29 protein-coding genes and 1 riboswitch are annotated in these 23,980 nt (G+C 69.9%); of the genes, 21 read left to right on the forward strand and 8 right to left on the reverse strand.

Annotated elements, in window-relative coordinates; genetic code table 11:
• Positions 1 to 163: 163 nt before the first annotated feature.
• Positions 164 to 297: riboswitch (FMN riboswitch) on the forward strand.
• Positions 298 to 435: 138 nt separating this feature from the next.
• The 7 genes from ribD to ACYVOK_RS35970 are packed head-to-tail and all read left to right on the forward strand — an operon-like array spanning position 436 to position 6,032.
• Positions 436 to 1,473, forward strand: coding sequence for a bifunctional diaminohydroxyphosphoribosylaminopyrimidine deaminase/5-amino-6-(5-phosphoribosylamino)uracil reductase RibD (gene ribD, locus ACYVOK_RS35940; protein ID WP_460667090.1), 1,038 nt, complete (start codon positions 436 to 438; stop codon positions 1,471 to 1,473).
• Positions 1,474 to 2,079 (forward strand): riboflavin synthase, encoded by a 606-nt coding sequence (locus tag ACYVOK_RS35945; protein WP_460667091.1) that lies wholly within the window; start codon positions 1,474 to 1,476, stop codon positions 2,077 to 2,079. It begins immediately after the preceding gene.
• Entirely contained in the window at positions 2,076 to 2,750 is a 675-nt protein-coding gene (pnuC, locus tag ACYVOK_RS35950; protein ID WP_460667092.1) for a nicotinamide riboside transporter PnuC, read from the forward strand. The genes ACYVOK_RS35945 and pnuC overlap by 4 nt, the downstream gene beginning before the upstream one ends.
• Before the next feature lies 1 nt (position 2,751).
• The gene (locus ACYVOK_RS35955) at positions 2,752 to 4,002 is read left to right on the forward strand and encodes a bifunctional 3,4-dihydroxy-2-butanone-4-phosphate synthase/GTP cyclohydrolase II (RefSeq protein ID WP_460667093.1); all 1,251 of its coding nucleotides are present in this window, start codon (positions 2,752 to 2,754) and stop codon (positions 4,000 to 4,002) included.
• Positions 4,002 to 4,472, forward strand: coding sequence for a 6,7-dimethyl-8-ribityllumazine synthase (gene ribH, locus ACYVOK_RS35960; protein ID WP_460667094.1), 471 nt, complete (start codon positions 4,002 to 4,004; stop codon positions 4,470 to 4,472). The genes ACYVOK_RS35955 and ribH overlap by 1 nt, the downstream gene beginning before the upstream one ends.
• A gap of 4 nt (positions 4,473 to 4,476) precedes the next feature.
• Positions 4,477 to 4,860 carry a class I SAM-dependent methyltransferase gene (locus tag ACYVOK_RS35965; protein ID WP_460667095.1) on the forward strand — a complete coding sequence of 128 codons (384 nt, stop codon included), beginning with the start codon at positions 4,477 to 4,479 and terminating at the stop codon, positions 4,858 to 4,860.
• Complete coding sequence (locus ACYVOK_RS35970; protein WP_460667096.1) at positions 4,857 to 6,032, forward strand: MFS transporter; 1,176 nt, start codon at positions 4,857 to 4,859, stop codon at positions 6,030 to 6,032. The genes ACYVOK_RS35965 and ACYVOK_RS35970 overlap by 4 nt, the downstream gene beginning before the upstream one ends.
• A 204-nt stretch (positions 6,033 to 6,236) precedes the next feature.
• Here the strand turns inward: ACYVOK_RS35970 and ACYVOK_RS35975 are convergent, their stop codons facing one another.
• Positions 6,237 to 7,199 (reverse strand): hypothetical protein, encoded by a 963-nt coding sequence (locus ACYVOK_RS35975; protein WP_460667097.1) that lies wholly within the window; start codon positions 7,197 to 7,199, stop codon positions 6,237 to 6,239.
• Between the two features lie 61 nt (positions 7,200 to 7,260).
• On the opposite strand from ACYVOK_RS35975, the gene ACYVOK_RS35980 reads away from it, so the two are divergent.
• Complete coding sequence (locus ACYVOK_RS35980) at positions 7,261 to 8,229, forward strand: helix-turn-helix transcriptional regulator (protein ID WP_460667098.1); 969 nt, start codon at positions 7,261 to 7,263, stop codon at positions 8,227 to 8,229.
• On the opposite strand, the gene ACYVOK_RS35985 is transcribed toward ACYVOK_RS35980, so the two are convergent.
• Positions 8,217 to 8,702 carry a MarR family transcriptional regulator gene (locus ACYVOK_RS35985; RefSeq protein WP_460667099.1) on the reverse strand — a complete coding sequence of 162 codons (486 nt, stop codon included), beginning with the start codon at positions 8,700 to 8,702 and terminating at the stop codon, positions 8,217 to 8,219. The two genes, ACYVOK_RS35980 and ACYVOK_RS35985, sit on opposite strands and share 13 nt — an antisense overlap.
• A gap of 67 nt (positions 8,703 to 8,769) precedes the next feature.
• On the opposite strand from ACYVOK_RS35985, the gene ACYVOK_RS35990 reads away from it, so the two are divergent.
• Positions 8,770 to 9,408: an NAD(P)-dependent oxidoreductase gene (locus ACYVOK_RS35990; protein WP_460667100.1), complete on the forward strand. Its 639-nt coding sequence runs from the start codon at positions 8,770 to 8,772 to the stop codon at positions 9,406 to 9,408.
• A 30-nt stretch (positions 9,409 to 9,438) separates the two neighbouring features.
• On the opposite strand, the gene ACYVOK_RS35995 is transcribed toward ACYVOK_RS35990, so the two are convergent.
• On the reverse strand, positions 9,439 to 10,419 hold the full coding sequence (locus tag ACYVOK_RS35995) for a P1 family peptidase (protein WP_460667101.1): 981 nt from the start codon (positions 10,417 to 10,419) through the stop codon (positions 9,439 to 9,441).
• On the opposite strand from ACYVOK_RS35995, the gene ACYVOK_RS36000 reads away from it, so the two are divergent.
• The 4 genes from ACYVOK_RS36000 to ACYVOK_RS36015 are packed head-to-tail and all read left to right on the forward strand — an operon-like array spanning position 10,418 to position 12,786.
• On the forward strand, positions 10,418 to 11,119 hold the full coding sequence (locus tag ACYVOK_RS36000; protein WP_460667102.1) for an MBL fold metallo-hydrolase: 702 nt from the start codon (positions 10,418 to 10,420) through the stop codon (positions 11,117 to 11,119). The genes ACYVOK_RS35995 and ACYVOK_RS36000 overlap by 2 nt on opposite strands.
• Positions 11,120 to 11,160: 41 nt before the next feature.
• On the forward strand, positions 11,161 to 11,424 hold the full coding sequence (locus ACYVOK_RS36005; RefSeq protein WP_337011548.1) for a phosphoribosyl-ATP diphosphatase: 264 nt from the start codon (positions 11,161 to 11,163) through the stop codon (positions 11,422 to 11,424).
• Between the two features lie 47 nt (positions 11,425 to 11,471).
• Positions 11,472 to 12,320 (forward strand): ATP phosphoribosyltransferase, encoded by an 849-nt coding sequence (hisG, locus tag ACYVOK_RS36010; RefSeq protein ID WP_460667103.1) that lies wholly within the window; start codon positions 11,472 to 11,474, stop codon positions 12,318 to 12,320.
• Between the two features lies 1 nt (position 12,321).
• Complete coding sequence (locus ACYVOK_RS36015; protein WP_460667104.1) at positions 12,322 to 12,786, forward strand: PH domain-containing protein; 465 nt, start codon at positions 12,322 to 12,324, stop codon at positions 12,784 to 12,786.
• On the opposite strand, the gene ACYVOK_RS36020 is transcribed toward ACYVOK_RS36015, so the two are convergent.
• A complete protein-coding gene (locus ACYVOK_RS36020) occupies positions 12,764 to 13,657 on the reverse strand; it encodes an aldose 1-epimerase family protein (protein ID WP_460667105.1) in 894 nt (297 codons plus the stop codon). The genes ACYVOK_RS36015 and ACYVOK_RS36020 overlap by 23 nt on opposite strands.
• Before the next feature lie 95 nt (positions 13,658 to 13,752).
• Here ACYVOK_RS36020 and ACYVOK_RS36025 point away from each other — a divergent pair, with 95 nt between their 5' ends.
• From ACYVOK_RS36025 to ACYVOK_RS36040, 4 genes are read left to right on the forward strand one after another with little or no spacing between them, the layout of a single operon-like run.
• Positions 13,753 to 14,106: a YciI family protein gene (locus ACYVOK_RS36025; RefSeq protein WP_460667106.1), complete on the forward strand. Its 354-nt coding sequence runs from the start codon at positions 13,753 to 13,755 to the stop codon at positions 14,104 to 14,106.
• 6 nt (positions 14,107 to 14,112) lie between these two features.
• Entirely contained in the window at positions 14,113 to 15,345 is a 1,233-nt protein-coding gene (locus ACYVOK_RS36030; RefSeq protein WP_460667107.1) for an RNA polymerase sigma factor, read from the forward strand.
• Positions 15,342 to 15,974, forward strand: a complete 633-nt coding sequence (locus tag ACYVOK_RS36035; RefSeq protein ID WP_460667108.1) for a maleylpyruvate isomerase family mycothiol-dependent enzyme — start codon at positions 15,342 to 15,344, stop codon at positions 15,972 to 15,974. Before ACYVOK_RS36030 ends, ACYVOK_RS36035 begins: the two co-directional genes overlap by 4 nt.
• Positions 15,971 to 16,831 carry a class I SAM-dependent methyltransferase gene (locus ACYVOK_RS36040; RefSeq protein ID WP_460667109.1) on the forward strand — a complete coding sequence of 287 codons (861 nt, stop codon included), beginning with the start codon at positions 15,971 to 15,973 and terminating at the stop codon, positions 16,829 to 16,831. The genes ACYVOK_RS36035 and ACYVOK_RS36040 overlap by 4 nt, the downstream gene beginning before the upstream one ends.
• On the opposite strand, the gene ACYVOK_RS36045 is transcribed toward ACYVOK_RS36040, so the two are convergent.
• Both ACYVOK_RS36045 and ACYVOK_RS36050 read right to left on the reverse strand, forming a co-directional pair.
• Positions 16,785 to 17,444 carry a uridine kinase family protein gene (locus ACYVOK_RS36045; RefSeq protein ID WP_460667110.1) on the reverse strand — a complete coding sequence of 220 codons (660 nt, stop codon included), beginning with the start codon at positions 17,442 to 17,444 and terminating at the stop codon, positions 16,785 to 16,787. The two genes, ACYVOK_RS36040 and ACYVOK_RS36045, sit on opposite strands and share 47 nt — an antisense overlap.
• Positions 17,431 to 17,934 (reverse strand): hypothetical protein, encoded by a 504-nt coding sequence (locus tag ACYVOK_RS36050; protein ID WP_460667111.1) that lies wholly within the window; start codon positions 17,932 to 17,934, stop codon positions 17,431 to 17,433. Before ACYVOK_RS36050 ends, ACYVOK_RS36045 begins: the two co-directional genes overlap by 14 nt.
• Before the next feature lie 108 nt (positions 17,935 to 18,042).
• Here ACYVOK_RS36050 and ACYVOK_RS36055 point away from each other — a divergent pair, with 108 nt between their 5' ends.
• Complete coding sequence (locus tag ACYVOK_RS36055) at positions 18,043 to 18,534, forward strand: SseB family protein (protein ID WP_460667112.1); 492 nt, start codon at positions 18,043 to 18,045, stop codon at positions 18,532 to 18,534.
• The gene (locus ACYVOK_RS36060; protein WP_460667113.1) at positions 18,509 to 19,252 is read left to right on the forward strand and encodes a TetR/AcrR family transcriptional regulator; all 744 of its coding nucleotides are present in this window, start codon (positions 18,509 to 18,511) and stop codon (positions 19,250 to 19,252) included. Before ACYVOK_RS36055 ends, ACYVOK_RS36060 begins: the two co-directional genes overlap by 26 nt.
• Here the strand turns inward: ACYVOK_RS36060 and ACYVOK_RS36065 are convergent.
• A complete protein-coding gene (locus ACYVOK_RS36065; RefSeq protein ID WP_460667114.1) occupies positions 19,249 to 20,415 on the reverse strand; it encodes a glycoside hydrolase 5 family protein in 1,167 nt (388 codons plus the stop codon). The two genes, ACYVOK_RS36060 and ACYVOK_RS36065, sit on opposite strands and share 4 nt — an antisense overlap.
• Positions 20,416 to 20,596: 181 nt before the next feature.
• Positions 20,597 to 21,613: a LacI family DNA-binding transcriptional regulator gene (locus ACYVOK_RS36070; protein WP_460667115.1), complete on the reverse strand. Its 1,017-nt coding sequence runs from the start codon at positions 21,611 to 21,613 to the stop codon at positions 20,597 to 20,599.
• A gap of 86 nt (positions 21,614 to 21,699) precedes the next feature.
• Between ACYVOK_RS36070 and ACYVOK_RS36075 the strand changes: the two genes are divergently transcribed.
• The gene (locus tag ACYVOK_RS36075; protein ID WP_460667116.1) at positions 21,700 to 22,989 is read left to right on the forward strand and encodes an ABC transporter substrate-binding protein; all 1,290 of its coding nucleotides are present in this window, start codon (positions 21,700 to 21,702) and stop codon (positions 22,987 to 22,989) included.
• The gene (locus tag ACYVOK_RS36080) at positions 22,989 to 23,867 is read left to right on the forward strand and encodes a carbohydrate ABC transporter permease (protein WP_460667117.1); all 879 of its coding nucleotides are present in this window, start codon (positions 22,989 to 22,991) and stop codon (positions 23,865 to 23,867) included. The genes ACYVOK_RS36075 and ACYVOK_RS36080 overlap by 1 nt, the downstream gene beginning before the upstream one ends.
• The last annotated feature ends 113 nt before the right edge of the window (positions 23,868 to 23,980 follow it).

The following is a 23,980-nucleotide window of genomic DNA, read 5'->3' on the forward strand; positions in this document are numbered from 1 at the left end:
TCGGGGAGTGGGTGGGCGCTGGGGCGGCCGGCGTCAGCGAGGGGGCGGGGGACGGGAGTCGCGGCGGGGTGGGGGTACCGGAGGGGGGTGGGTGACCGGGATGTGACCTGGGTCCTGGTGGGTTGGGGTGGTGGTGGCACACTTGGAGCACGAGTGAACCCACTCGCGTGCTCCGGGGTCGGTGTAATTCCGAGCCGGCGGTGACAGTCCGCGACCCGGCCGCAGCGGTTGAGCGGCCGGTTGACCTGGTGGAATTCCGGGACCGACGGTGAAAGTCCGGATGGGAGGCGCACGCGATCGGCGGGTGCGCTCTGGCGTCCGGCGACGCGAGCCGCGAGGTGAGCAAGCCCACGGCAACAGGTCCCGGACGGCAGTGCGCGTACACGCCGGTTGTCACGAACCCCGGAGTGCGTCCGTGACAACGAGGGACCGTGAGTGAACAACGCTTCGCCGATCGATGTCGCCTGGATGCGGCGTGCCGTGGAGCTGGCCGCGAAGGGCATCGGCAGCACGCACCCCAATCCGGTGGTCGGCTGTGTCGTCACCGGGCGGGACGGCCATCCGGTCGGTGAGGGATTCCATGCCGTTGCCGGTGGCCCGCATGCCGAGGTGGAGGCGCTGGCCATGGCCGGTGCCCGGGCTCGTGGCGGTACGGCGTACGTCACGCTGGAGCCGTGCAACCACACCGGACGGACCGGACCGTGTGCGGATGCGCTGATCGAGGCCGGGGTCGCGCGCGTGGTGTACGCCGTACCGGACCCGAACAAGGAAGCGGCCGGCGGCGCCGAGAAGCTGGCCAGCAAGAACATCGAGGTCGTGGCCGGCGTCCTCCGGAACGAGGCCGAGGCCGTCAACCACGTGTGGCTGCACAGCGTCCGGATGGGTCGGCCGTTCGTGACCTGGAAGTTCGCCACCACCCTGGACGGGCGGTCGGCGGCCCCGGACCGGTCGAGCAAGTGGATCACCGGGCCGATCGCGCGCGCCGACGTCCACCGCAAGCGGGCCGAGTGTGACGCGATCGCGGTCGGCACGCAGACCGTGCTGGACGACGACCCGGAGCTGACGGTCCGCGACGAGAACGACGTCCCGGCCGAACGGCAGCCGTTGCGCGTCGTGGTCGGCGACCGTCAGATCCCGCCGACCGCGAGGGTCCGCAACGACCGCGCACAGACCCTGCTCCTGCCCACCCACGATCCCGCCGAGGTGCTCCGGCAGCTGGACGACCACCGGATCCGGCACCTCTGGCTCGAGGGCGGCCCGACGCTGGCCGCCGCTTTCCTCCGCGCCGGACTGGTCGACCAGATCGTCGCGTACGTCGCCCCGGCCGTGCTCGGCTCCGGGTACGCCGCGATCGGGGACCTGGGCGCGGAATCGATCGACCACCTGCGGCGGTTCAAGCTAGCGGACGTCACCCGCCTCGGCGACGACGTCCGGCTGATCCTGACGCCGCTCGAACCGCAAAGGACGCACTGAATGTTCACCGGAATCGTCGAGGAGCTCGGCACCGTCGAAGCGCTCGACCTGCTCGAAGGGGACGCGGCCCGGCTCACGATCCGCGCGCCCAAGGTGACCGAGGACGCACACCACGGCGACTCGATCGCGGTCAACGGCTGCTGCCTGACCGTGGTCGAGACCGATGACGGCACGTTCACCGCCGACGTGATGCGCGAGACCCTGCGGCGCACCAGTCTCGGGCAGGCCGCGCAGGGTTCGCAGGTCAACCTGGAGCGCGCGGTGTCCGCCCACGCTCGGCTCGGCGGCCACATCGTCCAGGGCCACGTCGACGGTGTCGGCACGATCGCGAGCCGCAGCCCGTCCGAGCACTGGGAGGACGTCCGGGTCGCCGCGGCGCCGGAGATCCTGAAGTACGTCGCCGAGAAGGGCTCGATCGCCATCGACGGTGTCTCGCTGACCGTCACCGATGTCGACGACGCGACCGGCACCTTCGGCGTCAGCCTGATCCCCACCACCCTGGAACTCACCGTGCTCGGCCGCAACCAGGTCGGCGACACGGTGAACCTCGAAGTCGACGTGATCGCCAAGTACGTCGAACGACTGCTCAACGGAGGCACCAAGTGAACCCGGTCGACTGGCTGCTGCACGCGGAGGTGGTGATCGCCGGATCGCCGGTGCTGGTCCGCGAGATCGTCGGCAACGTCTTCGGGCTCGGCAGCGCCCTGTTCGGCATGCGCCGGCTCGTCGCCGCCTGGCCGGTCGGCATCGTCGGCAACGTGCTGCTGTTCACGGTCTTCGTCGGCGGGATCTTCGACACCCCGCAGGACAAGGATCTGTGGGGTCAGGCCGGCCGCCAGGTGTTCTTCGCGCTGGTCAGCCTCTACGGCTGGTACCGCTGGTACCAGACCCGGCACAGCGGTGCCGACAAGGCGGTGCAGCCGCGCTGGGCGACGACACGCGAGCGGCTCGAACTGCTCGGCATCGCGGTCGTTCTCTACGCGATCTCGTACGTCGTGCTGCGCGAACTCGGTTCGTGGGGACCGCAGTGGGACGCGTGGATCCTGACCGGCTCGATCCTGGCGACGTACGGGATGGCCCGCGGGTACGTCGAGTTCTGGCTGATCTGGATCGCCGTCGACGTGGTCGGCGTACCGCTGCTGATCCAGGCGAAGTTCTACCCGTCGGCGGCGATGTACGTCGTCTACGGCCTGTTCTGCGTCGTCGGGTTCGCCTCCTGGTGGCGGATCCAGAATCGGGAACGGACCACGACGCCCGAGCCGGTCGTGGTGGGCTGACATGGGTGACGTGCTGAAGCTCGACACGATCGAGCACGCGATCCAGGAGATCCGGGCGGGGCGGCCGGTGATCGTGGTCGACGACGAGGACCGCGAGAACGAGGGCGACCTGATCTTCGCCGCGTCGAAGGCGACGCCGGAGCTGCTGGCGTTCCTGATCCGGTACAGCTCGGGTGTGGTCTGCGTCCCGATGGAGGGCTCCGAGCTCGACCGGCTCGGCATCCCGCTGATGACGCCGCACAACCGGGAGCGGATGCGGACGGCGTACACGATCTCGGTCGATGCCCGTGACGGCATCAGCACCGGGATCTCGGCCGCGGACCGGGCCCGGACGATCCGGGTGCTGACCGACTCGGCGTCCGAGCCGTACGACCTGGTCCAGCCGGGCCACGTGTTCCCGCTGCGCGGCCGGGAGGGCGGCGTCCTGGTCCGGCCCGGGCACACCGAGGCGTCGATCGACCTGGCCCGGCTGGCCGGGTTGACGCCGGCCGCGGTGATCTCCGAGTTGGTGAACGACGACGGCACGATGAAGCGCGGACCCGAGCTGCGGGAGTTCGCCGACGAGCACGGCCTGGTGCTGGTGTCCATCGACGATCTGATCCGCTACCGGCGCCGGACCGAGAGCCAGATCCAGCGGGTCGCGACGACCACGCTGCCGACCCGGTACGGCGATTTCGTTGCCCACGGCTACCGCAACACGGTCGACGGGTCGGAGCAGCTCGCGCTGGTCCGCGGTGAGATCGGCGACGGGCCGACGCTGGTGCGGCTGCACTCGGAATGCCTCACCGGGGACGTGCTCGGTTCGCTGCGCTGCGACTGCGGCCCGCAACTCGACGAGGCGATGCGTCAGGTGGCGGCCGAGGGCGGTGTCGTGGTGTACCTGCGCGGTCACGAGGGCCGCGGGATCGGGCTGCTGCACAAGCTGCAGGCGTACGAGTTGCAGGACGCCGGCCGCGACACCGTGGACGCGAACCTGGACCTCGGACTGCCCGCGGACGCGCGCGACTACGGGACCGGCGCGCAGATCCTGGCCGATCTGGGCGTCAAGGAGGTCCGGTTGCTGACGAACAACCCGGCCAAGCTGGCCGGTGTCCAGGGCTACGGCATCGACGTGGTCGAGCGCCGCGGCATCTCGATCGACCCGACCGAACACAACCTGCGGTACCTGCGGACCAAGCGCGACCGGATGGGCCACCACCTGCCCGGCAGTGGACTGGGCGGGGTACTGGCCGAAGAGAACGGAGCCGGCTGATGTCGGGCAGTGGAGCACCCACCATCGAGACTCCGCGGGCCGAAGGCGCCCGCGTCGCGATCGTCGGCGCGCAGTGGCACCCGAAGGTGACCGACGCGCTGGTGGCCGGCGCCATCCGCGCGCTGGACGAGGCAGGCGTCACCGACTACACGGTGATCCGGGTGCCGGGATCCTTCGAGCTCCCGGTCGCCGCGTTGCACGCCGCGAAGAACGGGTACGACGCGGTGATCGCGCTCGGGGTCGTGATCCGCGGCGACACCCCGCACTTCGAGTACGTCTGCCAGGCCGCGACCGAGGGCCTCATGCAGGTCGGCGTCACCACCGGTGTCCCGATCGGCTTCGGCGTACTGACGTGTGACAACGACCCGCAGGCGCTGGACCGGGCCGGTCTCCCGGACAGCCGCGAAGACAAGGGCTACGAAGCCACGCAGGCGGCACTGGCGACGTTGCTGGCCATCCGTAGTCTTTAGCTCCATGGACTGGCACCGGTGGCACGGGAACTACGACGTATCTGATTCGTCGTTGGCGCGGCGCCTGGAGGTCGTGCAGGCACAACTCCGGCAGGCGCTGGACGCAGCTCCCCCCGGCCCGGTGTCGGTCGTGAGTCTGTGTGCCGGCGAGGGCCGCGATCTGCTCGAGGTGCTGCCGGCGCATCCGCGTCGTGACGACGTCCGCGCCCGGCTCGTCGAGCTCGATCCGCGCAGTACGGCGATCGCCGAGGAGGCGGTCCGGGTCGCGGGACTGGGCAACGTCGAGGTGGTCGAGGGCGACGCCGCGTTGACGGATCACTACGCGCCACTCGTGCCGGCCGACGTCGTCCTCGGCCGGAGCATGTTCACCTTTGTGAGGCAGGCGTGAACCACCGCCCCCTGATGTGGCTCGCCGTCGCGTTGTTCTCGACCGGGATCGACGGTTACGTGCTGGCCGGTTTGCTCCCTGCCATCGCCGACGACCTGAACGTCGTCGAGGCGGCGGCCGGGCAGTTGGTGTCGGTATTCGCCCTGACGGCCGCGCTCGCGGCGCCGCTGCTCAGCACGATGACCAGCCGGTGGGAACGGCGCAGGACCATCGCGCTGTCGCTGGGCGTCTTCGTGCTCGGCAACCTCATCGTCGGCGTGGCGCCCACCTACGCGGTCGCCCTCGGCGGCCGGATCGTCGCGGCGCTCGGCGGCTGTCTGCTGAACGCCGCCGTCACCGGGTACGTGCTCGCATTGACGCCGGCCAAGGATCACGGCAAGGCGTTGTCGTTCGTGCTCGGCGGATGGATGGCCGCGACCGCGCTCGGCGTGCCGGTCGGTCTGGTGCTCGGGCAGTCGAGTTGGCGGTTCCCGATGATCCTGGTCGCGATCGTCGGCACGATCGCGCTCGCCGGGATCCTGCTCAAGCTCCCGCGTCTGCATCTCCCGTCCGGGACCCTGGCCGAGCGTCTGCGTCCCCTCGGCCAACCGCGTCTGCTGGCCGGTCTGCTCGTCACCGTCGGCATCCTCTGCAGCAGCTACACCTGCTTCACCTACGCCACGCTGATCCTGCGCCCGGCCTTCCCGGCCGAGTGGATGATGATCCTGATCATGTTCGGTTACGGCCTGGCCAGCATGCTCGGCAATGCCGTCACCGGCCGGCTCACCGACCGATTCACCGCGCTTCGGGTGCTCACCGTCGTACTGGCCGGTCTCCTGCTGGACGCGGTTCTGGGTGCGCTCGCCTTCGGGGTCGTTCCGGTCGGCGCTGTGCTGGGCGTCGCGGGCCTGGTGTGGTTCTTCTCCGCCGGGATCGGCAACGGCGGCGCTGCGGTCCCGCAACAGGCTCGCCTCGCCGCCCTCGCTCCGGAGTCGGCCTCCATCGTGATGGCGCTGAACGGCAGCGCCATCTCGCTGGGCGTCGCCCTCGGCGGCGGCCTCGGCGGCATCACCCTGGCCGCCGGCGCACCGCCGCACGGGTTGCTGGTGGTCGCCGCCGGCATCATGGCCCTGACCTTGAGCCTCCACCTGATCGTCGCAAAGTCCCGCCGGTACGACGAAGTGCCCGCCTGAACCACCAGCTGAGCTGGAGGGATGATCGATCCCACGCGTGCTACGCAGCCGCTCCTTCGTCGCGGCCGCTCCGCGCGCTCCCGCCCGCCCACCGGCTTATCGCCGGTCGTCTTTTGCCGGCTGTCGCCGGCCCCTTGCGGGGCTTCTCGCCCGCGCGGCAACTGCCTCGGCGGACGTTGCGTGTAGCGCGCGTGGGAGGGAGGGCTAACCGATCCTGGTGTGCCGCATTGTCCAGTTCGGTACCCAGGTCTGGCCGCCGTCGGCGGAGAAGGCCTGCTCCCAGGCGGCCTCGTCCTTGCCGGGGGTCCAGGTGAAGCGGACGTCGATCGGCTGGCCCTCCCACACGTCAGGACCTTCGAAGATGCCGACTCCGTCGTCGGTGAACGAGCCGATGACCGGCGGTTCGAGCCGGCCGCGCAGGCTGTTGATCCAGTAGATGGCCCACTTCTTCGACGCCGGGTCGTAGATGCGCAGGGTTGCGCCACGGAAGCCCTCGGTCGGGAACCAGCCCTCGTCGAAGCTGACCGCGCCGTCGAAGTACGAGAAGACTTCCATCTCCGACCGTACGTCGTACCACTCCGCGTTCTCGCCCAACGCCGGCTTGCGGCGGCTGTTCTGCATGTCCCACCGCCCGACCAGGAAGTCGAAGTCATCGGTGAGCTTCGGGGTGTCCAGCGGTGGCGGCGGCGTGTCCCGGCGGGTGAAGTCCATCACCCAGTTGAGCTCCCAGGTCTTGCCGCCGTCGTTGGAGAAGCACTGCTCCCAGTGCGCGGTCCGCTCGGTGATGTCCGACCACTGGTAGCTGACCAGCACGGTCTGCCCGTTCATCTCCTCCTCACCGACCAGCCAGCAGGATGTGCCGTCGTCGGACCACCCGCCCCGCACCGGCGGGTAGAGCCTCATGGTCCGGCCGTCGATCCACCAGATGCTCCACTGCTTCGCCTCGGGGTCGAACAGCCGCACCGACATCCCGTACCGCTGCTGTGTCGGGAACCGCATCTCGTCGATGCTGATCGCGCCGTCGAAATGCGTCCGCGCGGTCGTCGTCCCCTCGAACTCGTCCCACTCGTCGCAGCCCACGAAGACCTGTTTCAGGGTTCGGTGCCGGACGTCGAAGTACCCGTTCAGGAAGTCGAAGTCGCCGGTCACCTTGGTCCATGTCGTCATGCGACCAGCCTCGGCTGTATACCTGACAGCACATGGCAGCGTTCGGAGCTAACCTCGGGACATGCGTTCGAGCCGGCTGCTGTCGATCCTGCTGTTGTTGCAGACCCGCAGGCAGCTGACCGCGCGTGAGCTCGCCAACGAGCTGGAGGTGTCGCTCCGCACGATCTACCGCGACGTGGAGGCCCTCGCGGCGGCCGGAGTCCCCGTGTACGCCGACCAGGGCCGAGCCGGCGGGTATCGGCTGGTCGAGGGGTACCGCACTCGCCTGACCGGGCTCACCGAGCAGGAGGCGGCCGCACTCTTCCTGGTCGGCATGCCCGAGGCGGCCGCGGCGCTCGGGCTGACCGCGGAGACGAGTGCGGCCGAGTTGAAACTGCTGGCGGCGTTGGCGCCGGACCAGCGTGACCGCGCCGGGCGGCTGAAGAACCGCTTCCACCTCGATCTGCCCGCGTGGTACCAGGACGCCGAGGACTCGCCCCACCTCTCGGCCGTCGCCGACGCGGTGCTGCACGACCGGCGGATCAAGGTGCTGTACCGGCGCTGGGAGGCGCCCCGCGAGGTCGAGCGCGTCCTCGAACCGTACGGCCTCGTTCTGAAGAACGGTGCCTGGTACGTCGTCGCCGCGACACCCGGCGGGATACGTACCTACCGTGTCGCCAGCATCCTCGAGCTGACCCCGACCGACGAGGAGTTCGAGCGGCCGGCGGACTTCGACCTGCCCCGGTTCTGGCAGGACCGCCTGGCCGACTTCGACCAGACACGGTTCACCGGCGAGGCCGTGGTACGCGTCTCGGCCGACCTTGCCGGCCGCATGCACGACGTCTCCTACCCACACCTGGTCAAAGCCGTGGCCGCCACCGACCCCGCCTCGGACGGCACCGTCACCGTCACCCTCCCGATCGAATCCATCGGCAACGCCGCCGCGTCCCTGGCCCGCTTCGGCAACTCACTCGAAGTCCTCGAGCCGCCGGAGCTGCGGGCGGAACTGGCCCGCCTCGCCCGCAGCCTGCTCGCTCTCTACGAGTCCTGACCCAGCTTTTCGGTGGCGGTGCGACCCGCCTCGACGCTGCGGCGGAGGAAGTCGGCGATCAGGTCGAGCTGTTCCTGGGTGTAGCCGGCCAGTACGTCGTCCATGGCGCCGATCATCGGCTGATAGAGCCGGAACACCTCCATGCCTCGGTCGGGCAGGACCCGGATGGTGACGCTGCGACGGTCCGCCCGGGCGCGGTCGCGGGTGATCCAGCCGGCCCGTTCGAGTCGGTCCAGGATGCCGGTCAGCGTGGCCGGGTGCAGCCCGGCCTGACGGGCCAGAGCACTCGGGGTCAGCGGTCCGCTGCGCGCCAGCACGTCCAGGCAGTCGAGGTCGACGTCCTTCAGCGCCAGCCTGCCGCCGACCTGGTGGTTGAGCAGGGCGAGCTGGATCCGCAGGTCGCGCAGCGCGGCCTTGATCTCGTTGCCGGTCCGGCGACGGTGACGTGGGTCACCCGATTGTGTCTGTTCCATATATTTTGAGTTCCGTACTATACGAGATACAGAGAAGGTGTCAGCACGGTATCGCAGAGGAGTACAGATGAGAATCACGGTGTTCGGGGCGACCGGCGGGATCGGCGGTCAGGTGGTGCGGCAGGCGCTGGACGCGGGGCACAAGGTGACGGCGGTCGTCCGCGCCTCGTCGTCGTACCAGGTCGAGGATCCTTCGCTCGAGGTGTTCCGAGTGGCCGGGCTGACTGAGGCGGGGTCCCTGCTGGAAGCAGTGGACGGCAGTCAGGCGGTCATCTCCGGTGTCGGGCCGCGCGGACGCAAGGACGGCCCGGTCGCGTCCGGCAGCACTCGCTCGATCCTGGCCGCGATGGCGGAGACCGGCGTACGGCGCTTCGTCGCGGTGAGCGCGGCGCCACTCGGGCCGACGCCGCCGGACGAGAGTTTCCTCAACCGCCGGCTACTGCTGCCGGCGATCAACGCCTTCGCGGCGGACGTGTACGCCGACCTGCGGGTGATGGAGGCCGACATCGTCAGCAGCGGCACGGACTGGACGATCGTCCGGCCGCCGAAGCTGACGAACGGGCCACTGACCGGCACCTACCGCACGGTCGTCGGCGGCACTGTCTCCCGCGGCTACACGATCTCCCGAGCTGACGTCGCCCACCTGATGCTCTCCGCTGTCGACGATCCGTCGATGAGTGTCCAGCCGGTCGGCGTGGCGTACTGATAAGCCCGTGCACTCGTCGCCCGTCAAGACTCAGGCCAGCACACCGGCCGATCTCAAGCGGGTGAGGATGAGGTCGTGGGGAACTGCGTGAGCGGTGCGGCCGTGGAAGCCGGTCGTCGTACGAGCCATGGTGAGTGAGTTGAGCAGGGCTTCCTCGACCGATTCGGTGGTGGCTCGGAACGGGGCGCGGAGGTCTCGGTCGGTGAAGCCCGGCGTGCGGTTCGTGGTGAAGGCGATGGCGTAGTCGCCGCTGCCCGGGGCGTAGTCGGAGCCGACGCGGCCCATGGCGAAGACGGCGCGGCGGGCGACGCGGCCGAGTTGGCGGGCGTCGAGCGGGAGGTCGGTGGCGACGACGATCATGCAGGAGTTGCCGTCGGCATCCAGCGGTTGCGCCGGGATCGGAGTGCCGAGGACGGTCAGGGTGCCGGAGAAGTTGGCTTGGACCAGTACGCCGATCATGCCCGAGTCCAGCGTCCGGGACGCCGTACCGATGCCGGCCTTGAAGCCGAGCGCCGTGGTCCCGGTGCCGGCGCCGACGCAGCCTTCCAATGGCAACTCGGCGGAGGCCGAGTCGAGGGCGGCGTGGACGTGTTCGGGGGTGATCGGGCGGCGGCGGATGTCGGAGAGGTGACCGTCGTTGGTCTCGCCGACGACCGGGTTCAGGCTGGTCGCGCGAGGGTCCCGGTCGAGCAGCCAGGTGAGCAACGCGTCGGCGACCCGGAACACGCTCAGCGTGCCGGTCAGCAGGACCGGGGTCTCGATCATGCCGAGTTCGTCCACCTGGGTGGAGCCGACGAGCTTGCCGTACCCGTTGCCGACCGCAACCGCCGCGGGCAGCCCGGCCGGGTAACCGTCCGGCACGATCGCGGTCACTCCGGTGTGCAGGTCACCTGACGAGACTGTGGTCTGCCCGACGCGGACGCCTGGTACGTCGGTGATCGCGTTGAGCGGACCGGGTGCCAGCGTGCCGACCGTGACACCGAGGTCGCGGACCCTCCGGGGAGTTTGCATGGCAGCTATCGTCGGCCAGATGCTGCAACACCTGAACGACCGGGTCTGGCTCTACCCGCACGACCCCGACCCGGACGCGATCAGGCCGTCGGTCGCGGTGATCGCCGACGACCGGGGGAGCGTCGTCATCGACGCCGGCAACAGCCCCGACCACGCGCGGGCTGTCCAGGCCGCGATTGGCCAAGCCGGCCTGCCCGCGGCACGGTGGCTCGTCTACACGCACCACCACTGGGACCACACCTGGGGAGCCTGTGCCTGGCCCGGCGTCACGGTCGTCGCGCACTCCTCGGCGGCCGAGATCCTGGCCCGGGAGGCAGAGCGCCCGTGGAGTCACCGCTACCTCCGCGACCAGGTCGAGGCGAACCCGAAACTCGGGCCCAGCTTCCGAGCTCGCGCCCTGGCCTTACCGGACTGGAGTGACTTCCGAATCGTGCTCCCGGATCAGACCTTCGACGACACGCTCACGCTGCCGACAGGCGTCGTACTGCGTCATGTCGGTGGCAACCACGCGCCGGACTCGCTGGTCGCCGTCGACTCAGGCGTGATCCTGCTGGGTGACGCGTTCTACCCGCCTCCGTACCACCTGCGGACCGACGAGGACACGATGGACCACGGGATGGTCAGACGCCTGCTCGCTGAGGGTCATACTTGGTACGTCGATGCTCACTCAGCGCCACGAGGTCCCGGTGGGCGGACCTGACCGGCGGTTCCCGGCGGCGGACCTCTAGGCTGGGGCGCGCGATGAAGACCTTTGAGGAACTGTTTGCCGAGCTGGGTGAGAAGGCGCTGACGCGGCCGGAGGGATCCGGGACCGTGGCGGCGCTGGATGCCGGCGTGCACGCGATCGGCAAGAAGCTGGTCGAGGAGGCCGCCGAGTCCTGGATGGCCGCCGAGCACGAGAGCAAGGAGCGGGCCGCGGAGGAGCTGTCCCAGCTGCTCTACCACGCGCAGGTGATGATGCACGCGCTCGGCCTGGACCTCGACGACGTGTACCGACATCTGTAGGAGCCTTCGACAGACCCGGTTCACCTCATCACCAGGAAGGCAGTGTCATGCTGCGCGTCGCAGTACCGAACAAGGGCTCGCTGAGCGAGTCCGCCATCGAAATCCTGACCGAGGCCGGCTACAAGCAGCGCCGGACCACCAAGGACCTCACGCTCACCGATACCGCGAACGAGGTCGAGTTCTACTACCTGCGCCCCCGCGACATCGCCGTGTACGTCGGCGAGGGCACTCTCGACGTCGGCATCTCCGGCCGGGACCTGGTGCTCGACTCGCACGCCGACGCCGAGGTGATCCTGGAGCTCGGGTTCGGCGGGTCCACCTTCCGGTTCGCCGGCCCGCCCGGCGCCGCGACCTCGGTCAAGGACCTGGCCGGCAAGCGGATCGCCACGTCGTACGCCGGTGTGCTGCAGGACCACCTGGCCGAGCACGGCGTCGACGCCTCGGTGGTCCGCCTCGACGGTGCCGTCGAGTCGGCCGTCCAGCTCGGCGTCGCGGACGTGATCGCGGACGTCGTCGAGACCGGTACGACGCTGCGCCAGGCCGGGCTCGAGGTGTTCGGCGACCCGATCCTCAAGTCCGAGGCGGTGCTGATCAAGCGGCACGGCGTGGAGACGCCGCCGAACGGGCTGCACCAGCTCGTCCGCCGGCTCGAGGGCGTCCTGATCGCCCGCAACTACGTGATGATGGACTACGACATCCGGGCCGAGCAGGTCGACGCGGCCACCGCGGTCGCGCCGGGGCTGGAGTCGCCGACCGTGTCCCCGCTGCACCGGCAGGGCTGGGTCGCCGTCCGGGTGATGGTGCAACGGGCCGACGCGCAGCGGATCATGGACCAGCTGTGGGAGGTGGGCGCGCGTGCCATCCTCACCACCGACATCCACGCCTGCCGCATCTGACATGGAGGCCGACCGCCGGCTGTTCACCTTCCATCCGAGGTTCGTCGCTCTGATGGCCGGGGGGATGGGTCTGTCGCTGATCGCGGTGTTCGGGGTGATCTGGTTCCGGCTGCCGGACGATGCCCGGGAGACGTTCAGCTGGTTCCAGCGGCTGACGCTGCTGGCGTTCTTCGGCGCGGTGCTGTGGATCTTGTACCGGCTCGCGACGCTGCGGGTGGAGGCGTACCCGGACCGCCTGCGGGTCCGCAACGTCTTCAAGTCCTACACGCTGCGGTGGTCCGACGTGACCGCGCTCCGGTTCAAGCCGGGTGACGCGTGGCTGCAGCTGTTCGATGCCGACGGCAACCGCCTGGGCATCCTGGCGATCCAGGCCGCCGAGGGTGCCCGGGCGAGCAAGGCGGCGAAGGAGCTGGCCGCCGTCGCCCGGGCGCACGGTGCCGGGCCTAGACCGACACCCGGAACGTAGTGGTGTGGGAGTCGCCGGGCTTCAGGACGACCAGGTTCTGCCCGGTGATGAACGCGTTGGGCGGACACGTCATCGGCTCGACGGCGAGCGCCGTACGCCCGATCGCACCGCCGGTGTAGAGCTGCAGCCACGGCGTGTCGCTGGTCAGCACCGACCGGTTCCCGGAGTCCGGATCCGTCAGCGTGACCGACCACGCCCCGCTGCCCAGTCCGGTGAACGCGTTGTCGATCTCCAGATCCCCGATCACCCGGCCCTCGCTGAAGTCGTACGGCGAACCTGGCACCGGGGACAGCCCGATCGGAGTCATCCGCTCCGGCGACACCTCCAGCCACTCGGCCGCGCGGAACTCGAGCACGCACTCGTCGATCACCCGGCCGACGCTCAGGTACGGGTGGGTCCCGTAGCCGTACGGCGCGTCACTCGCGCCGACGTTTGTCGCCGTCGCGGTGACCGTCAGCCCGTCGGCCAGCTGATAGCTGAGGCGCAGGTCGAGCTGGTGCGGGTACCCGGGCTGGCCGTGCAGCCGGTGACCGACTTCGACCACGGCCGGGTCGGTGCCGTCGTCGACCCGTTCCCAGTTCGCCCAGCGGGTCAGACCGTGGATCGCGTTCCGCCGGGCCGGCTCGGTCAGGTACAGCTGCTCGTCGACACCCTCGAACGTGTACTTCCCGTCGGTGATCCGGTTCGGCCACGGGAACATGTGCTGCCCGATCCCCGCCTGCGCCGGCTCGTCCTCGCCGTACCCGAGCAGCACTTCGCGCCCGTCGTACGTGAGCCCACGAAGGCCGCCGCCGACACTCACCACCGTGGCGGCGTACCCACCGCCTGACAGACCCCACTGCTCTCCGGACGGCAGAACCTTTGCGCTCATGCCCACCATCCTCACAAATTTCCTGAAGGATGCTGTCCATCGGGCCCTGACCCGTTCGTAGAGATGCTGTACACACGCCAACGGGAGGTTCCGAGATGAAGTACATGCTGCTGATCAACGCCGGGGACGTCGACCTGAGCGGTGGTGCGGCCGGGTGCGAGCCGGAGGACTGGATGCGGTTCGACAAGGAGATCCAGGACGCCGGCGTCGTGGTCTCGTCCGAGTCGCTGGCCGACCTGGTCACCGCGACCCGGGTCCAGGTCGCGAACGACGGGAAGCGGGCCGTGACCGACGGGCCGTTCGCGGAGACCCGCGAGGTGCTCGGCGGGTTCTACGTGATCGACGTACCGGATCTGGACGTCGCGCTCGACTGGGCCGCCAAGTGCCCGGGCGCGCGGGCCGGCGGCTCGATCGTGGTCCGCCCGGTGGCCGAGTTCCCGGGGGCCTGATCCACCATGCACGCGGAGGTCGAGGCGGTGTTCCGGGAGGAGCGCGGGCGGTTGCTGGCCGCGCTCGCCCGGAGGTTCGGTGACCTCGACCTGGCCGAGGAGGTCGCGTCGGAGGCGATCGAGGCGGCGCTGGTGCGCTGGCCGGTCGACGGGGTGCCGCCGAACCCGGGTGCGTGGCTGATGACCACGGCCCGGCGGAAGGCCGTCGACCGGTTGCGGCGCGACCAGGTGTACGCCGCGAAGCTCGCGATCCTGCAGTTCGAGGCCGACCGGGCCGCGCCGCCGGCGGCCGGTGACGAGTTGCCGGACGAGCGGCTGCAGTTGTTCTTCACCTGCGCCCACCCGGCCCTGGCCGCCGAGGACCGCGGCGCGCTCACCCTGCGCTGCCTGGCCGGGCTGACCACGCCCGAGGTGGCGCGGGCGTTCCTGGTTCCGGTCGCCACGATGGCGAAGCGGATCGTCCGGGCGAAGAAGAAGATCAACGAGGCGCGGATCCCGTTCCGGGTCCCCTCGGCGGACGAGTTGCCGGAACGCCTGCCGGGGGTCCTGCAGGTGATCTACTCGGTCTTCACCGAGGGGTACGCGGCCAGTTCGGGTCCGTACCTGCAGCGCCTCGACCTCGCCGAGGAGGCGATCCGGCTGGCCCGGATCCTGCGCCGGCTGCTTCCGGACGAGCGCGAGGTCGCCGGCCTGCTCGCGCTGATGCTGCTGATCCACGCCCGCCGCGACGCCCGCACCGGCCCGGACGGCGAACTGGTCCTGCTCGACGACCAGGACCGCACTCGCTGGGACCGCGACCTGATCGCCGAGGGCAGCGGCCTCGTCGTCGCCGCCCTCACCGGGGGTCCGGCCGGACCGTACGGCGTCCAGGCCGCGATCGCCGCACTGCACGACGAAGCACCCGACGTCGCGGGCACCGACTGGCCGCAGATCGTCGCCCTGTACGACGTCCTGATCGCGATCGACCCGTCGCCGGTGGTCGCGCTCAACCGGGCCGCCGCGATCGCGATGCGCGACGGACCCGAGGCGGGGCTGGCGCTGCTCGACGACCTGTCGGACGAACCGCGGCTGCGCGACTACCACCCCTTGCCGATGGCCCGGGCCGACCTGCTGCACCGGCTGGGCCGCCTGCCGGAGGCCACCGCGGCGTACGAACAAGCCCTGGCCCTGGCCGGCAGCGAGCCCGAACGAGACCACCTGCGCCGCCGCATCGCGGCGATCAAGGAGACACAGCCATGACCGATCCCACGATCCTCGCTTGGACCGAGGCCGAGCGCCTCGACCTGGCCGACTTCCTCGACACCCTCGACGCCGACGACTGGAACGTCCCCTCGCTCTGCACCGGCTGGACGATCCACCACGTCGCCGCCCACCTGACCACCTCCACGCGTACGACGCTCGGCGTCGCGCTGCGCGGGATGATCCGGGCTCGCTTCGACTTCGACCGGATGGAGGACGTGATGGCGCGGGAGTGTGCGGCCCGGTTCACTCCGGCCGAGCTCATCGCCCAGTTCCGGGAGACGGCCGGCTCGGCTCGTCGCGCCCCCGGCGCCGGTCCGCTCGATCCGCTGGTCGACGCGCTCGTCCACGGCCAGGACATCGCCCGCCCGCTCGGTCGTGAGCGGGTGATGCCGGCCGAGCAGACCCTCGCCGCGCTCGAGCACGTCCGGAACAGTGCCTTCTACGGCGCGCGCAAGCGCTTCCGGGGAATGCGGCTGGTCGCGACCGATGCCGACTGGTCCGCGGGCGACGGAGCCGAGGAACTCCGCGCCACCGCGGCCGACCTGCTGCTCCTCGCGACCGGCCGGCCCGCCGGACTGGCGAGCGCCACCGGCACCGCAACCCACCGCATCGAGGCCGCCCTGTGAGCGACGACCGCCTGAGCCGGATCGCCCGCGGCTGGGACGAGGCCGCCGACGGCTACGAGCAGTACTTCGTCCCCCGCTTCGCCCCCTGGGTGCGCGCAGGGGTGGACGCGCTGGCCGGAGCGCCGGACTTGGCCTCGTCAGGTGGCCTGCCGGGGCCGAACGTCGTCGGCCGACTGCCTGATGGGCCGGTGCTCGTGCCGTGTTGTGGGACGTTTCCGGAGCTGGATCTGCTGGTCGAGCGGTTTCCGGGGCGGGAGATCGCTGGGATCGACCTGTCGGCCGGCATGGTCCGCCGGGCCCGGGAGCGCGCCGCTCGGCTGGGTCGGGACGACGTCGAGGTCGTGCAGGGTGATGCCAACGTCCTCGACGCACGGTGGTCGGATCGGTGTGCTGCCGTCGTCTCGGTGTTCGGCCTCCAGCAGCTCCCCGACCCCGAGACCGCGATCCGCTCGTGGGTGGACGCGCTCACCCCGGGCGGCCGGATGTGCGTCGTCTACTGGCCCGAGATCGCCGAGGACGACGGTCCGTTCGCGGTGGTGGCGAGGGTGATCGGCGAACGCAGCGACTACTCCTGGGAGGACCGCCTCCTCACCGGACTCGACGCCGTGGTCGAGCGCGACGAGTTCGTGTCCTACCCGATGACCCATCCGGACGCGGCGACGTACTTCGACGCCGCCAACCACTCCGGGTCGATGCGGGCGCTGGCGTTGGCCCGCGGCGACGAGTTCATCGCGCAACTCCGGCAGAAGTACCTGGAGCAAGCACCCGAGGGAGAGTGGACCCACCACCCGCGGGCGCGGCTGATCCTGCTCAGGAAGCCGCCGAGTCGTGCGGAGGAAGCGCCACCGACTTCGTGACGAGTTCGACGGCGGGGTCGTGCGGGACCGACGGGTTGCCGTCGACGACGACGTGGGCCCGGGATCGGGTCGCCTGCTCGGCGAAGTGGTCGCGTTCCCAGCGCATCCACTCCAGCCAGTGGTCGCGCAGTGCCTCGCCGTCGCGGGCGATACCGCGCTCCAGGCGGACCGCGTTCGAGGTTTCGATCCACAGCCGCAGCGACTGCCAGCGGTCCGCGTCTCGGTCGCACGACGTGACACCTTCGACGATAAGAAGTTCCACGGTGACCGGTGCGACGTGGATCTCGGCGTACGCACCCATGGTCCAGTCGTAGCGGCGGTACCGTCCCTCGCGGCCGTCGGAGAGCCGCTGCAGCACGTGGTCGCGGAGCAGGCAGAACCCGCGGGCGGCACCGGCCCAGCCGTCGTACAGATCGTCCATGTGGATGACACGGGTGTGCAGTCCGCGCGCCTCGGCGCGGGCCGCGAAGTTCGCCGCCAGCGTGGTCTTGCCGGAGCCGGCCGGTCCGTCGACGCCGATCAGCCGGGTCTTGCCGAGCCGGGGCGGGGCGGCCTGGACGTGGTCCAGCAGGGAGTCGATGGTCAGCGGGGCAAGAGTCTCAGTTGATTCCATGGCGCTTCAAGATGTCCTCGATCTCGTCGAACTCCGACGATTCCTGCTGCGTGCCCTTCGACCCCTTGGCGGGCTTGGCAGCTTTGGCGGGAGCGGCCGACGCGGGTGCGGGACCCGTCGCGGTCACCTCACCCGCGGGCGAGGCGGGCTTGGACTGTGTCTTGTCCTTGGCTGTCTTGTCCCCGCCGCGCCCGCGGGCCACGCCCGAGACGACGTACAGCACGACCGAGACGCCGAACAGCGCGACCCCGCCCCACACCGTGGGGGAGAAGATCAGGTGCGTGACCCAGCTGACGGTCGAGCGCACCACGTCCCAGACCAGCTCGAGCAGACCGGTCAGGTACAACGAGACCGGCAACAGGGACCAGGCCACGCCACGGGTGCCGGCCGCCGCCCCGCGGCGCCGCCAGGCGGCCCACGAGCCGATCAGGCCGAGCAGCGTGAGGCCCACACAGAACGGCAGCAGCGTCAGATCGTTGAAGTCAGGCACATACCCAGGCTCGCACAGTCGCAGACGGAACCAAGCCGGGAACAGCCCTGACACCACCCTGAAACCCCCACCCAGGGGTCCGGACACCGGACCAGGGAGAATGCTGGGGTGCAACCAGAACGCCGCCTGGCCTTCACCGGCTTCGACAACGACGACGGGTCCGCCGACCCCGCGCTGGCGAAGGCGCTCACGGAGGGTGACCAAGGGGCGTTGCTGGCCGCGCTGACCAAGGCCCGGCTGCTGGTGCCGGTGGTGGCGATGCTCGGCGAGGTCGAGTACAGCGAGAACGGTCTGGCGCGCGACAAGACCTCGGACATGGCCGTTGCCCTGCTGCAAGGCCAGGACGGCCGGAATGCTCTGCTCGCGTTCACCAGCACCGAGAGCCTGGCCCGCTGGAGTCCCGAGGCCCGCCCGATGCCCGCGCAGTCACAGCTCGTCGCGACCGCCGCCGTACAGGAAGGCGCCGCCGCCATCGTCCTCGATGTGGCCGGCCCCGCCGCGGGCGTCATCGAGACCGACGACGTACGACGCCTCGCCGCCGGGCTCCAGGTGATCCGCCTGGAAGACGGCGGCTATGCCTGGATCCAGCCGGCAGGCTGACATGGGCGAGGACCGCGCCGAGCTGCCTCCCGGGCTCGCGCTGGCGTGGGGAGTGCAGCCGGTGCAGCGGCGGGGTCCCAAGCCGGCGCTGTCGGTGGAGCAGATCGTGGACACCGGGATCGCGTTCGGGGATCGGTACGGGTTCGAGGCGATCTCGTTGCAGCGGATCGCGGCGCAGCTCGGCGTCACCACGAACGCGATGTACCGCTACGTCCGGTCGAAGGACGAGCTGATCGTGCTCGTTCACGAGAAGGCGATCGGCACGCCGCCCGAGTTGCCGGAGGACTGGCGGGCGGCCGCGACCGCGTGGGTGCAGGCGCAGGTCGACCGCTTCGCCGAGCGGCCGTGGCTGCTCGACGTGCCGATCCGTGGGGCGCCGGTGACACCCAACCTGCTGCGCTGGGCCGAGGTGATGCTGCAGGCGCTGGACGGGACCGGCTTGAGTCAGCACGACAATCTCGGTTGCCTGATGCTCCTCGACGGGTTCGCGCGCAGCTATGCCGGCATGGTCCGCCAGCTCGCGGCGAGCGACAACACACCCGTCCAGTCCGAGGAGGTCGGCCGTTTCCTGCTTCCCCGTCTTGCCGCGGGCAACTATCCGATGCTGACCGCGCTCTACTCGAACCGGGAATACCAGGACGGCGTCGACGACGACCTCGAGTTCGGGCTCAACCGCATCCTGGACGGCATCCAGGTGCTGATGGACAAGTTGGGTTAGGGCCGGACGATCCGGACCGGCCCGTCCTCCCGCGCGGCGACCCACTGGAGGTGGAACTCGCTGCCGGGGGCAACTTCCGGCCGGCGCTCCGGCTCGGTCCGCAGGTCGACAGGGCACACCAGCGTGGTTGCTGGCTGACGGCTGACACCATTCGCACGGATCTCGGCGATCACGTCCGCCAGCGCCTGTGCGGCCGGCTTGCGCCGATGGTCCACGGTGAACAACCCCAGGTCGTACTCCCGGTCCGGAAAGTCCAGCAGCCGCCGGTCGATGTCGTGGGACGACCACCACGTGACGCCCCACAACGCCGGGTTGCTCACCACCAGTTCGACCGTCCGCCGGGTGAACTCGGCCTGCAACTCGACCGGAACGTCAGGCCCGGGTACGCCGATCTCCTGCAACCACACGGGACGCGCCGGATCCAGCGACGTCGCCGCGGCCAGCTCGACCAGGTAGTCCGCATGGCTGAGCGTCGCCGGACCGAGCGGACCGTCCACTCGTGAGACCCCGTTGAAAACCCACGAGTGCACAGTGCTCAGGTCGCCCAGATCGACGACGTCCGCCGGATGGAACGGATGGTCCGCGCTGTACCAGGCGTCGTCGAACACCGAGTGCAACGCGAGAACGTCCGGCGCCGCCTTCTTCACCGTGGTCAGCAGCTCCTGCGCCCAGCTGGTCGAGCTCTCGAAGCTGGTCGCGCTGTCCGGCCAGAGGTTGTTCACCTCGTTTCCGAGCGTGATCGCGAAGACGTTCGGCTTCGCCGCCACCGCGCGCGCCACGGTGTCGACGTACGACGCCAGGCCGTCGCGGACCGTGGGGTCCTCGAACAGGCTGGTCTTGTGCCAGGTGAGCACCCACGAGGGCAGGAAGTCGAAGCTGGACAAGTGGCCCTGGATCAGGTCGACCGCGACGGTCAGGCCGTGCTCGGCGGCGGCGTCGACGGTGTCCAGCAGGTCCTCGATCGCACGTTCCCGGATGATCGCCCGGTTCGGCTGGATCCACGGCCAGACCGGGAACACCCGGACGTGGTCCAGGCCCAGTCCGGCCAGGTCGGCGAAGTCCCGCCGTACCGCCGCGCCGTCGTAGTCGAGCCAGCTGTAGAACCAGCCGGCCGAGGGAACGTAGTTCGCACCGAACCGCGGCGTGACGGGATCCACAGGCATGCCGACGATGCTAAATCGGTTTAGGAATCCGGGCAACCTCGCCACCCTCAGCCCCCTCCCCACCCGCCCCCGCGCGCCGGCGGCAACGCGAGGGGACAACCCCTGGGGTTGCCCCTTCTCCCCCCGGTACAGCCGGGAAGAAGGGTGCACGCGAAGGGTTATCCGCTCGAATGCACCGGGGTCAGGCCGGGGGAGCGGTGGACTCGCGGACGGTGAGGACCGGGTCCGGGGTGCGGCGGTTGACGACCTGGCCGGGGTCGGCGATGACCTCGAGGAGCACCTCGGCGGCCTGGCGGCCGAAGTCGAAGGTGTCCCGGGACAGCGCGGTCAGCGCCGGGTGCATGAGCTGGGTCAGGATCGAGTCGTCGAACGCCACGATGGACAGGTCGCCCGGCACCGAGACGCCCATCTCCATCGCGACCCCGAGCCCGGCCACCGCCATCACGTCGCTGTCGTAGACGATCGCGGTCGGCCGTTGCGGCTGGGACAGCAGCTTGCGGGTGATCGCGGCGCCCTCGGCGTCGCTGAAGTCGGTGGTCAGCGACGGCGCGTCGACCAGGCCCAGCCGGGGCGCGGCGTCGCGGACGGCCCGGATCCGGCGCTGGGTGTGCTGGAAGTTCGGCGTACCGGCGATGTGGGCGATCCGGCGGTGCCCGAGCGCGGCCAGGTACTCGACGATCGACAGCATCGCCTCGCGGTCGTCCGCCCAGACCGAGGGCAGCGCGCCCTTGCCGCCGCGGCCGCCGATCACGACGGCCGGCAGTTCGAGTGCCTTCAGTTCGTCGACGCGTGGGTCCTTCACGGTCAGGTCGACCAGGATCACGCCGTCGACCCGGTGCTCCGACGCCCACCGGCGGTACACCTCGATCTCGGCGGCGGTGTCCTCGACGATCAGCAGCTGCAGCGAGATCGACTCCGCGGACAGCCCGGACTGCACGCCGGACAGCAGGTGGGCGAAGAACGGCTCGACGCCGAGGGTGCGGGCCGGCCGGGCGATCACCATCCCGACCGAGTCGACCCGGGAGGCGCCGAGCGCGCGGGCGGCGCTGTGCGGCCGCCAGCTCATCTGCTCGGCGATCCGCAGGATCCGCTCCCGGGTCGCGTCACTGACCCCGGGCCGCCCGTTCAGCGCGAACGACACCGCGCCCTTGGACACCCCGGCCCGGTTCGCGATGTCGGCGATCGTCGGTCTGGCCACGTCGTACCTCCCTCACCCTTGACAGCGGATTCTACGATCCCGGATAGTGCAGGAGCTATACCGGTTTATCAAACCCAGGAGATTCCATGCGTAGACGTCGTCCGGCAGTGGTGGCAGCTCTGGCCGCCGCGGCTCTCACCCTCGCTGGTTGCGGCCTCGGCTCCGAGGATTCCGGCGGCGCCGCCGCGCCGACCGTCGACGCGAACGCGCAGGTGACCGGTGAGGTCAGTTTCCAGACCTGGGCGCTGAAGCCGAAGTTCACGTCGTACGTCGAAGGCGTGATCAAGGCCTTCGAGGCGAAGTACCCGGGCACCAAGGTGACCTGGCTGGACCAGCCGGGTGACGGCTACGACAAGAAGGTGCTGAGCCAGGCCTCGGCCGGCCAACTGCCCGACGTGGTCAACCTGCCGCCGGACTTCGCGCTGTCTCTGGCCAAGCAGAACATGCTGCTCGACGTCGGCGCCGCCGACCCGAAGATCAAGGACGAGTACGTCGAGGGCGGCGTCCAGGCGTACCAGTACCAGGGGTTGAACGGAACCTTCGGCTATCCGTGGTACCTGAACACCGACATCAACTACTGGAACACGGACAAGTTCGCCGCGGCCGGGCTGGACGCGAAGAACCCGCCGAAGACCTTCGACGAACTGCTCGCGGCGGCCAAGGTGATGCACGACAAGACCGGCGGCAGGGAGTACCTGATGAGCCGGCTGCCCGGCATCGGTGACTTCACCAACGCCGGCGTGAAGATCATCTCCGACGACGGCACGAAGTTCGTCTTCAACACCCCGGAGGCCGCCGCGCTGCTGGACAAGTACCGCGACGCGTACAAGGCGGGCTACCTGCCGCGCGACATCCTGACCCAGGAGTACCTCGGCAACTCCAAGCTCTTCACCCAGAGCAAGGTCGCCTGGACCACCGGCGGCGGCAACGCCATCCAGGACTTCGTCAAGGACAACCCGTCGCTGAAGGGCAAGGTCGTCCCGTCGCCCGCACTGGACACCCCGCCGCTGTACGTGCAGGGCCTGTCGGTGTCGGCGAAGACGAAGAACCAGGCGGCCGCGATCGCGCTGGCCCGGTTCGTCACCAACGCGGAGAACCAGGCCGCCTTCGCCAAGATCGTCAACATCTTCCCGTCCACCAAGGCGTCCGCGAGCGACCCGTACTTCTCCAAGTCCGACGGTACGCCGGAAAGTGACGCGAAGGTGCTCGCGTTCGAGTCGCTGGCCAAGGCGAAGGTGCTCACCCCGCCGATCATCAGCGGGGCCACCAATGACTTCATCGGGCAGCAGATCTCGCTCGCGATCGCCGGCAAGATCTCGTCCCAGCAGGCCCTGGACGCCGCGGTGGCCAAGGCCAACCAGCTGCTCACCCAGTGATGCGGCACCAACGCTGGTTCACGCCGTGGGTGCTGGTGATCCCGGCACTCACCTGGCTGCTGGTGTTCAACCTCTGGCCGTCGGTCAACACCGTCATCCTGTCGTTCACCAACGCCAAGCCGCTCGGCGGCGGCACGTTCGTCGGGCTGAAGAACTTCGAGACCTTGCTGCAGGACGAGCAGTTGCGCTGGGCATTGCTGAACAGCGTCATCTACATGGTGGTTTGCCTGCCGTTCCTGACCGTCCTGCCGCTGCTGCTCGCCGTACTGGTGGAGAAGAAGCTGCCCGGGATCACGTTCTTCCGGACCGCGTTCTACACCCCGGTGGTGGCCTCGGCCGTGGTCGTGGCGCTGATCTGGCAGTGGATCCTGGACGACCGCGGCCTGGTCAACGGGCTGGCCGAGAAGCTCGGCGTGATCTCCGGGCCGCTGCCGTTCCTCAGTGACCAGTGGCTGCTGCTGTTCAGTGCGATCAGCCTGACGATCTGGAAGGGGCTCGGGTACTACATGATCATCTACCTGGCCGCCCTCGGGAACGTCGGGCGCGAGCTGCACGAGGCCGCCGCGGTCGACGGGGCCGGGGCCTTCCGGCGGTTCGTCCACATCACCGTGCCGGGGGTGCGCGGGACGATGATCCTGATCTCGATCCTGATCTCGGTATCGGCGCTGCGGGTCTTCTCCGAGCTGTTCATCCTGACCGGCGGCAAGGGCGGTCCGGGCGGCCGGGACAACTCGGTCGTGATGCTGATCCAGCAGTACAGCCAGGGTTTCGAGGGCAACCTCGGGTACGCGTCGGCGTTGTCGATCGTGCTGTTCTTCGTCACCGTCGTACCGATGCTGATCCTGGCCCGCCTCAACCGCCGTGGAGCCGAAGCATGACTGTGCTTTTGGCCGGGCCTCCGGCGCCGGCGTGGTCATGGGGCTCTTGCTCCCGGCCTTCCCTCGTCGCTCCGGTCGCTTCGCTCCCTCCGCTCCTCAGTCCAGGCCGGGAG

The organism is Kribbella swartbergensis, from assembly GCF_054784135.1.

Bases quoted from the DNA above. Each gene is read 5' to 3' on its own strand.
- ACYVOK_RS36060 (WP_460667113.1), top strand. From the start codon at position 18,509: ATGCCTGGATCCAGCCGGCAGGCTGACATGGGCGAGGACCGCGCCGAG.
- ACYVOK_RS36025 (WP_460667106.1), top strand. From the start codon at position 13,753: ATGAAGTACATGCTGCTGATCAACGCCGGGGACGTCGACCTGAGCGGT.
- ACYVOK_RS35975 (WP_460667097.1), bottom strand. From the start codon at position 7,199: ATGACGACATGGACCAAGGTGACCGGCGACTTCGACTTCCTGAACGGG.
- ACYVOK_RS35995 (WP_460667101.1), bottom strand. From the start codon at position 10,419: ATGCAAACTCCCCGGAGGGTCCGCGACCTCGGTGTCACGGTCGGCACG.
- ACYVOK_RS35985 (WP_460667099.1), bottom strand. From the start codon at position 8,702: ATGGAACAGACACAATCGGGTGACCCACGTCACCGTCGCCGGACCGGC.
- ACYVOK_RS35980 (WP_460667098.1), top strand. From the start codon at position 7,261: ATGCGTTCGAGCCGGCTGCTGTCGATCCTGCTGTTGTTGCAGACCCGC.
- ACYVOK_RS36065 (WP_460667114.1), bottom strand. From the start codon at position 20,415: ATGCCTGTGGATCCCGTCACGCCGCGGTTCGGTGCGAACTACGTTCCC.
- ACYVOK_RS35955 (WP_460667093.1), top strand. From the start codon at position 2,752: ATGGGTGACGTGCTGAAGCTCGACACGATCGAGCACGCGATCCAGGAG.
- ACYVOK_RS36000 (WP_460667102.1), top strand. From the start codon at position 10,418: ATGGCAGCTATCGTCGGCCAGATGCTGCAACACCTGAACGACCGGGTC.
- ACYVOK_RS36005 (WP_337011548.1), top strand. From the start codon at position 11,161: ATGAAGACCTTTGAGGAACTGTTTGCCGAGCTGGGTGAGAAGGCGCTG.
- ACYVOK_RS36080 (WP_460667117.1), top strand. From the start codon at position 22,989: ATGCGGCACCAACGCTGGTTCACGCCGTGGGTGCTGGTGATCCCGGCA.
- ACYVOK_RS36075 (WP_460667116.1), top strand. From the start codon at position 21,700: ATGCGTAGACGTCGTCCGGCAGTGGTGGCAGCTCTGGCCGCCGCGGCT.
- ACYVOK_RS35965 (WP_460667095.1), top strand. From the start codon at position 4,477: ATGGACTGGCACCGGTGGCACGGGAACTACGACGTATCTGATTCGTCG.
- ACYVOK_RS35945 (WP_460667091.1), top strand. From the start codon at position 1,474: ATGTTCACCGGAATCGTCGAGGAGCTCGGCACCGTCGAAGCGCTCGAC.
- ACYVOK_RS35990 (WP_460667100.1), top strand. From the start codon at position 8,770: ATGAGAATCACGGTGTTCGGGGCGACCGGCGGGATCGGCGGTCAGGTG.
- ACYVOK_RS36045 (WP_460667110.1), bottom strand. From the start codon at position 17,444: ATGGAATCAACTGAGACTCTTGCCCCGCTGACCATCGACTCCCTGCTG.
- ACYVOK_RS36035 (WP_460667108.1), top strand. From the start codon at position 15,342: ATGACCGATCCCACGATCCTCGCTTGGACCGAGGCCGAGCGCCTCGAC.
- hisG (WP_460667103.1), top strand. From the start codon at position 11,472: ATGCTGCGCGTCGCAGTACCGAACAAGGGCTCGCTGAGCGAGTCCGCC.
- ACYVOK_RS36030 (WP_460667107.1), top strand. From the start codon at position 14,113: ATGCACGCGGAGGTCGAGGCGGTGTTCCGGGAGGAGCGCGGGCGGTTG.
- ribH (WP_460667094.1), top strand. From the start codon at position 4,002: ATGTCGGGCAGTGGAGCACCCACCATCGAGACTCCGCGGGCCGAAGGC.
- ACYVOK_RS36015 (WP_460667104.1), top strand. From the start codon at position 12,322: ATGGAGGCCGACCGCCGGCTGTTCACCTTCCATCCGAGGTTCGTCGCT.
- ACYVOK_RS36020 (WP_460667105.1), bottom strand. From the start codon at position 13,657: ATGAGCGCAAAGGTTCTGCCGTCCGGAGAGCAGTGGGGTCTGTCAGGC.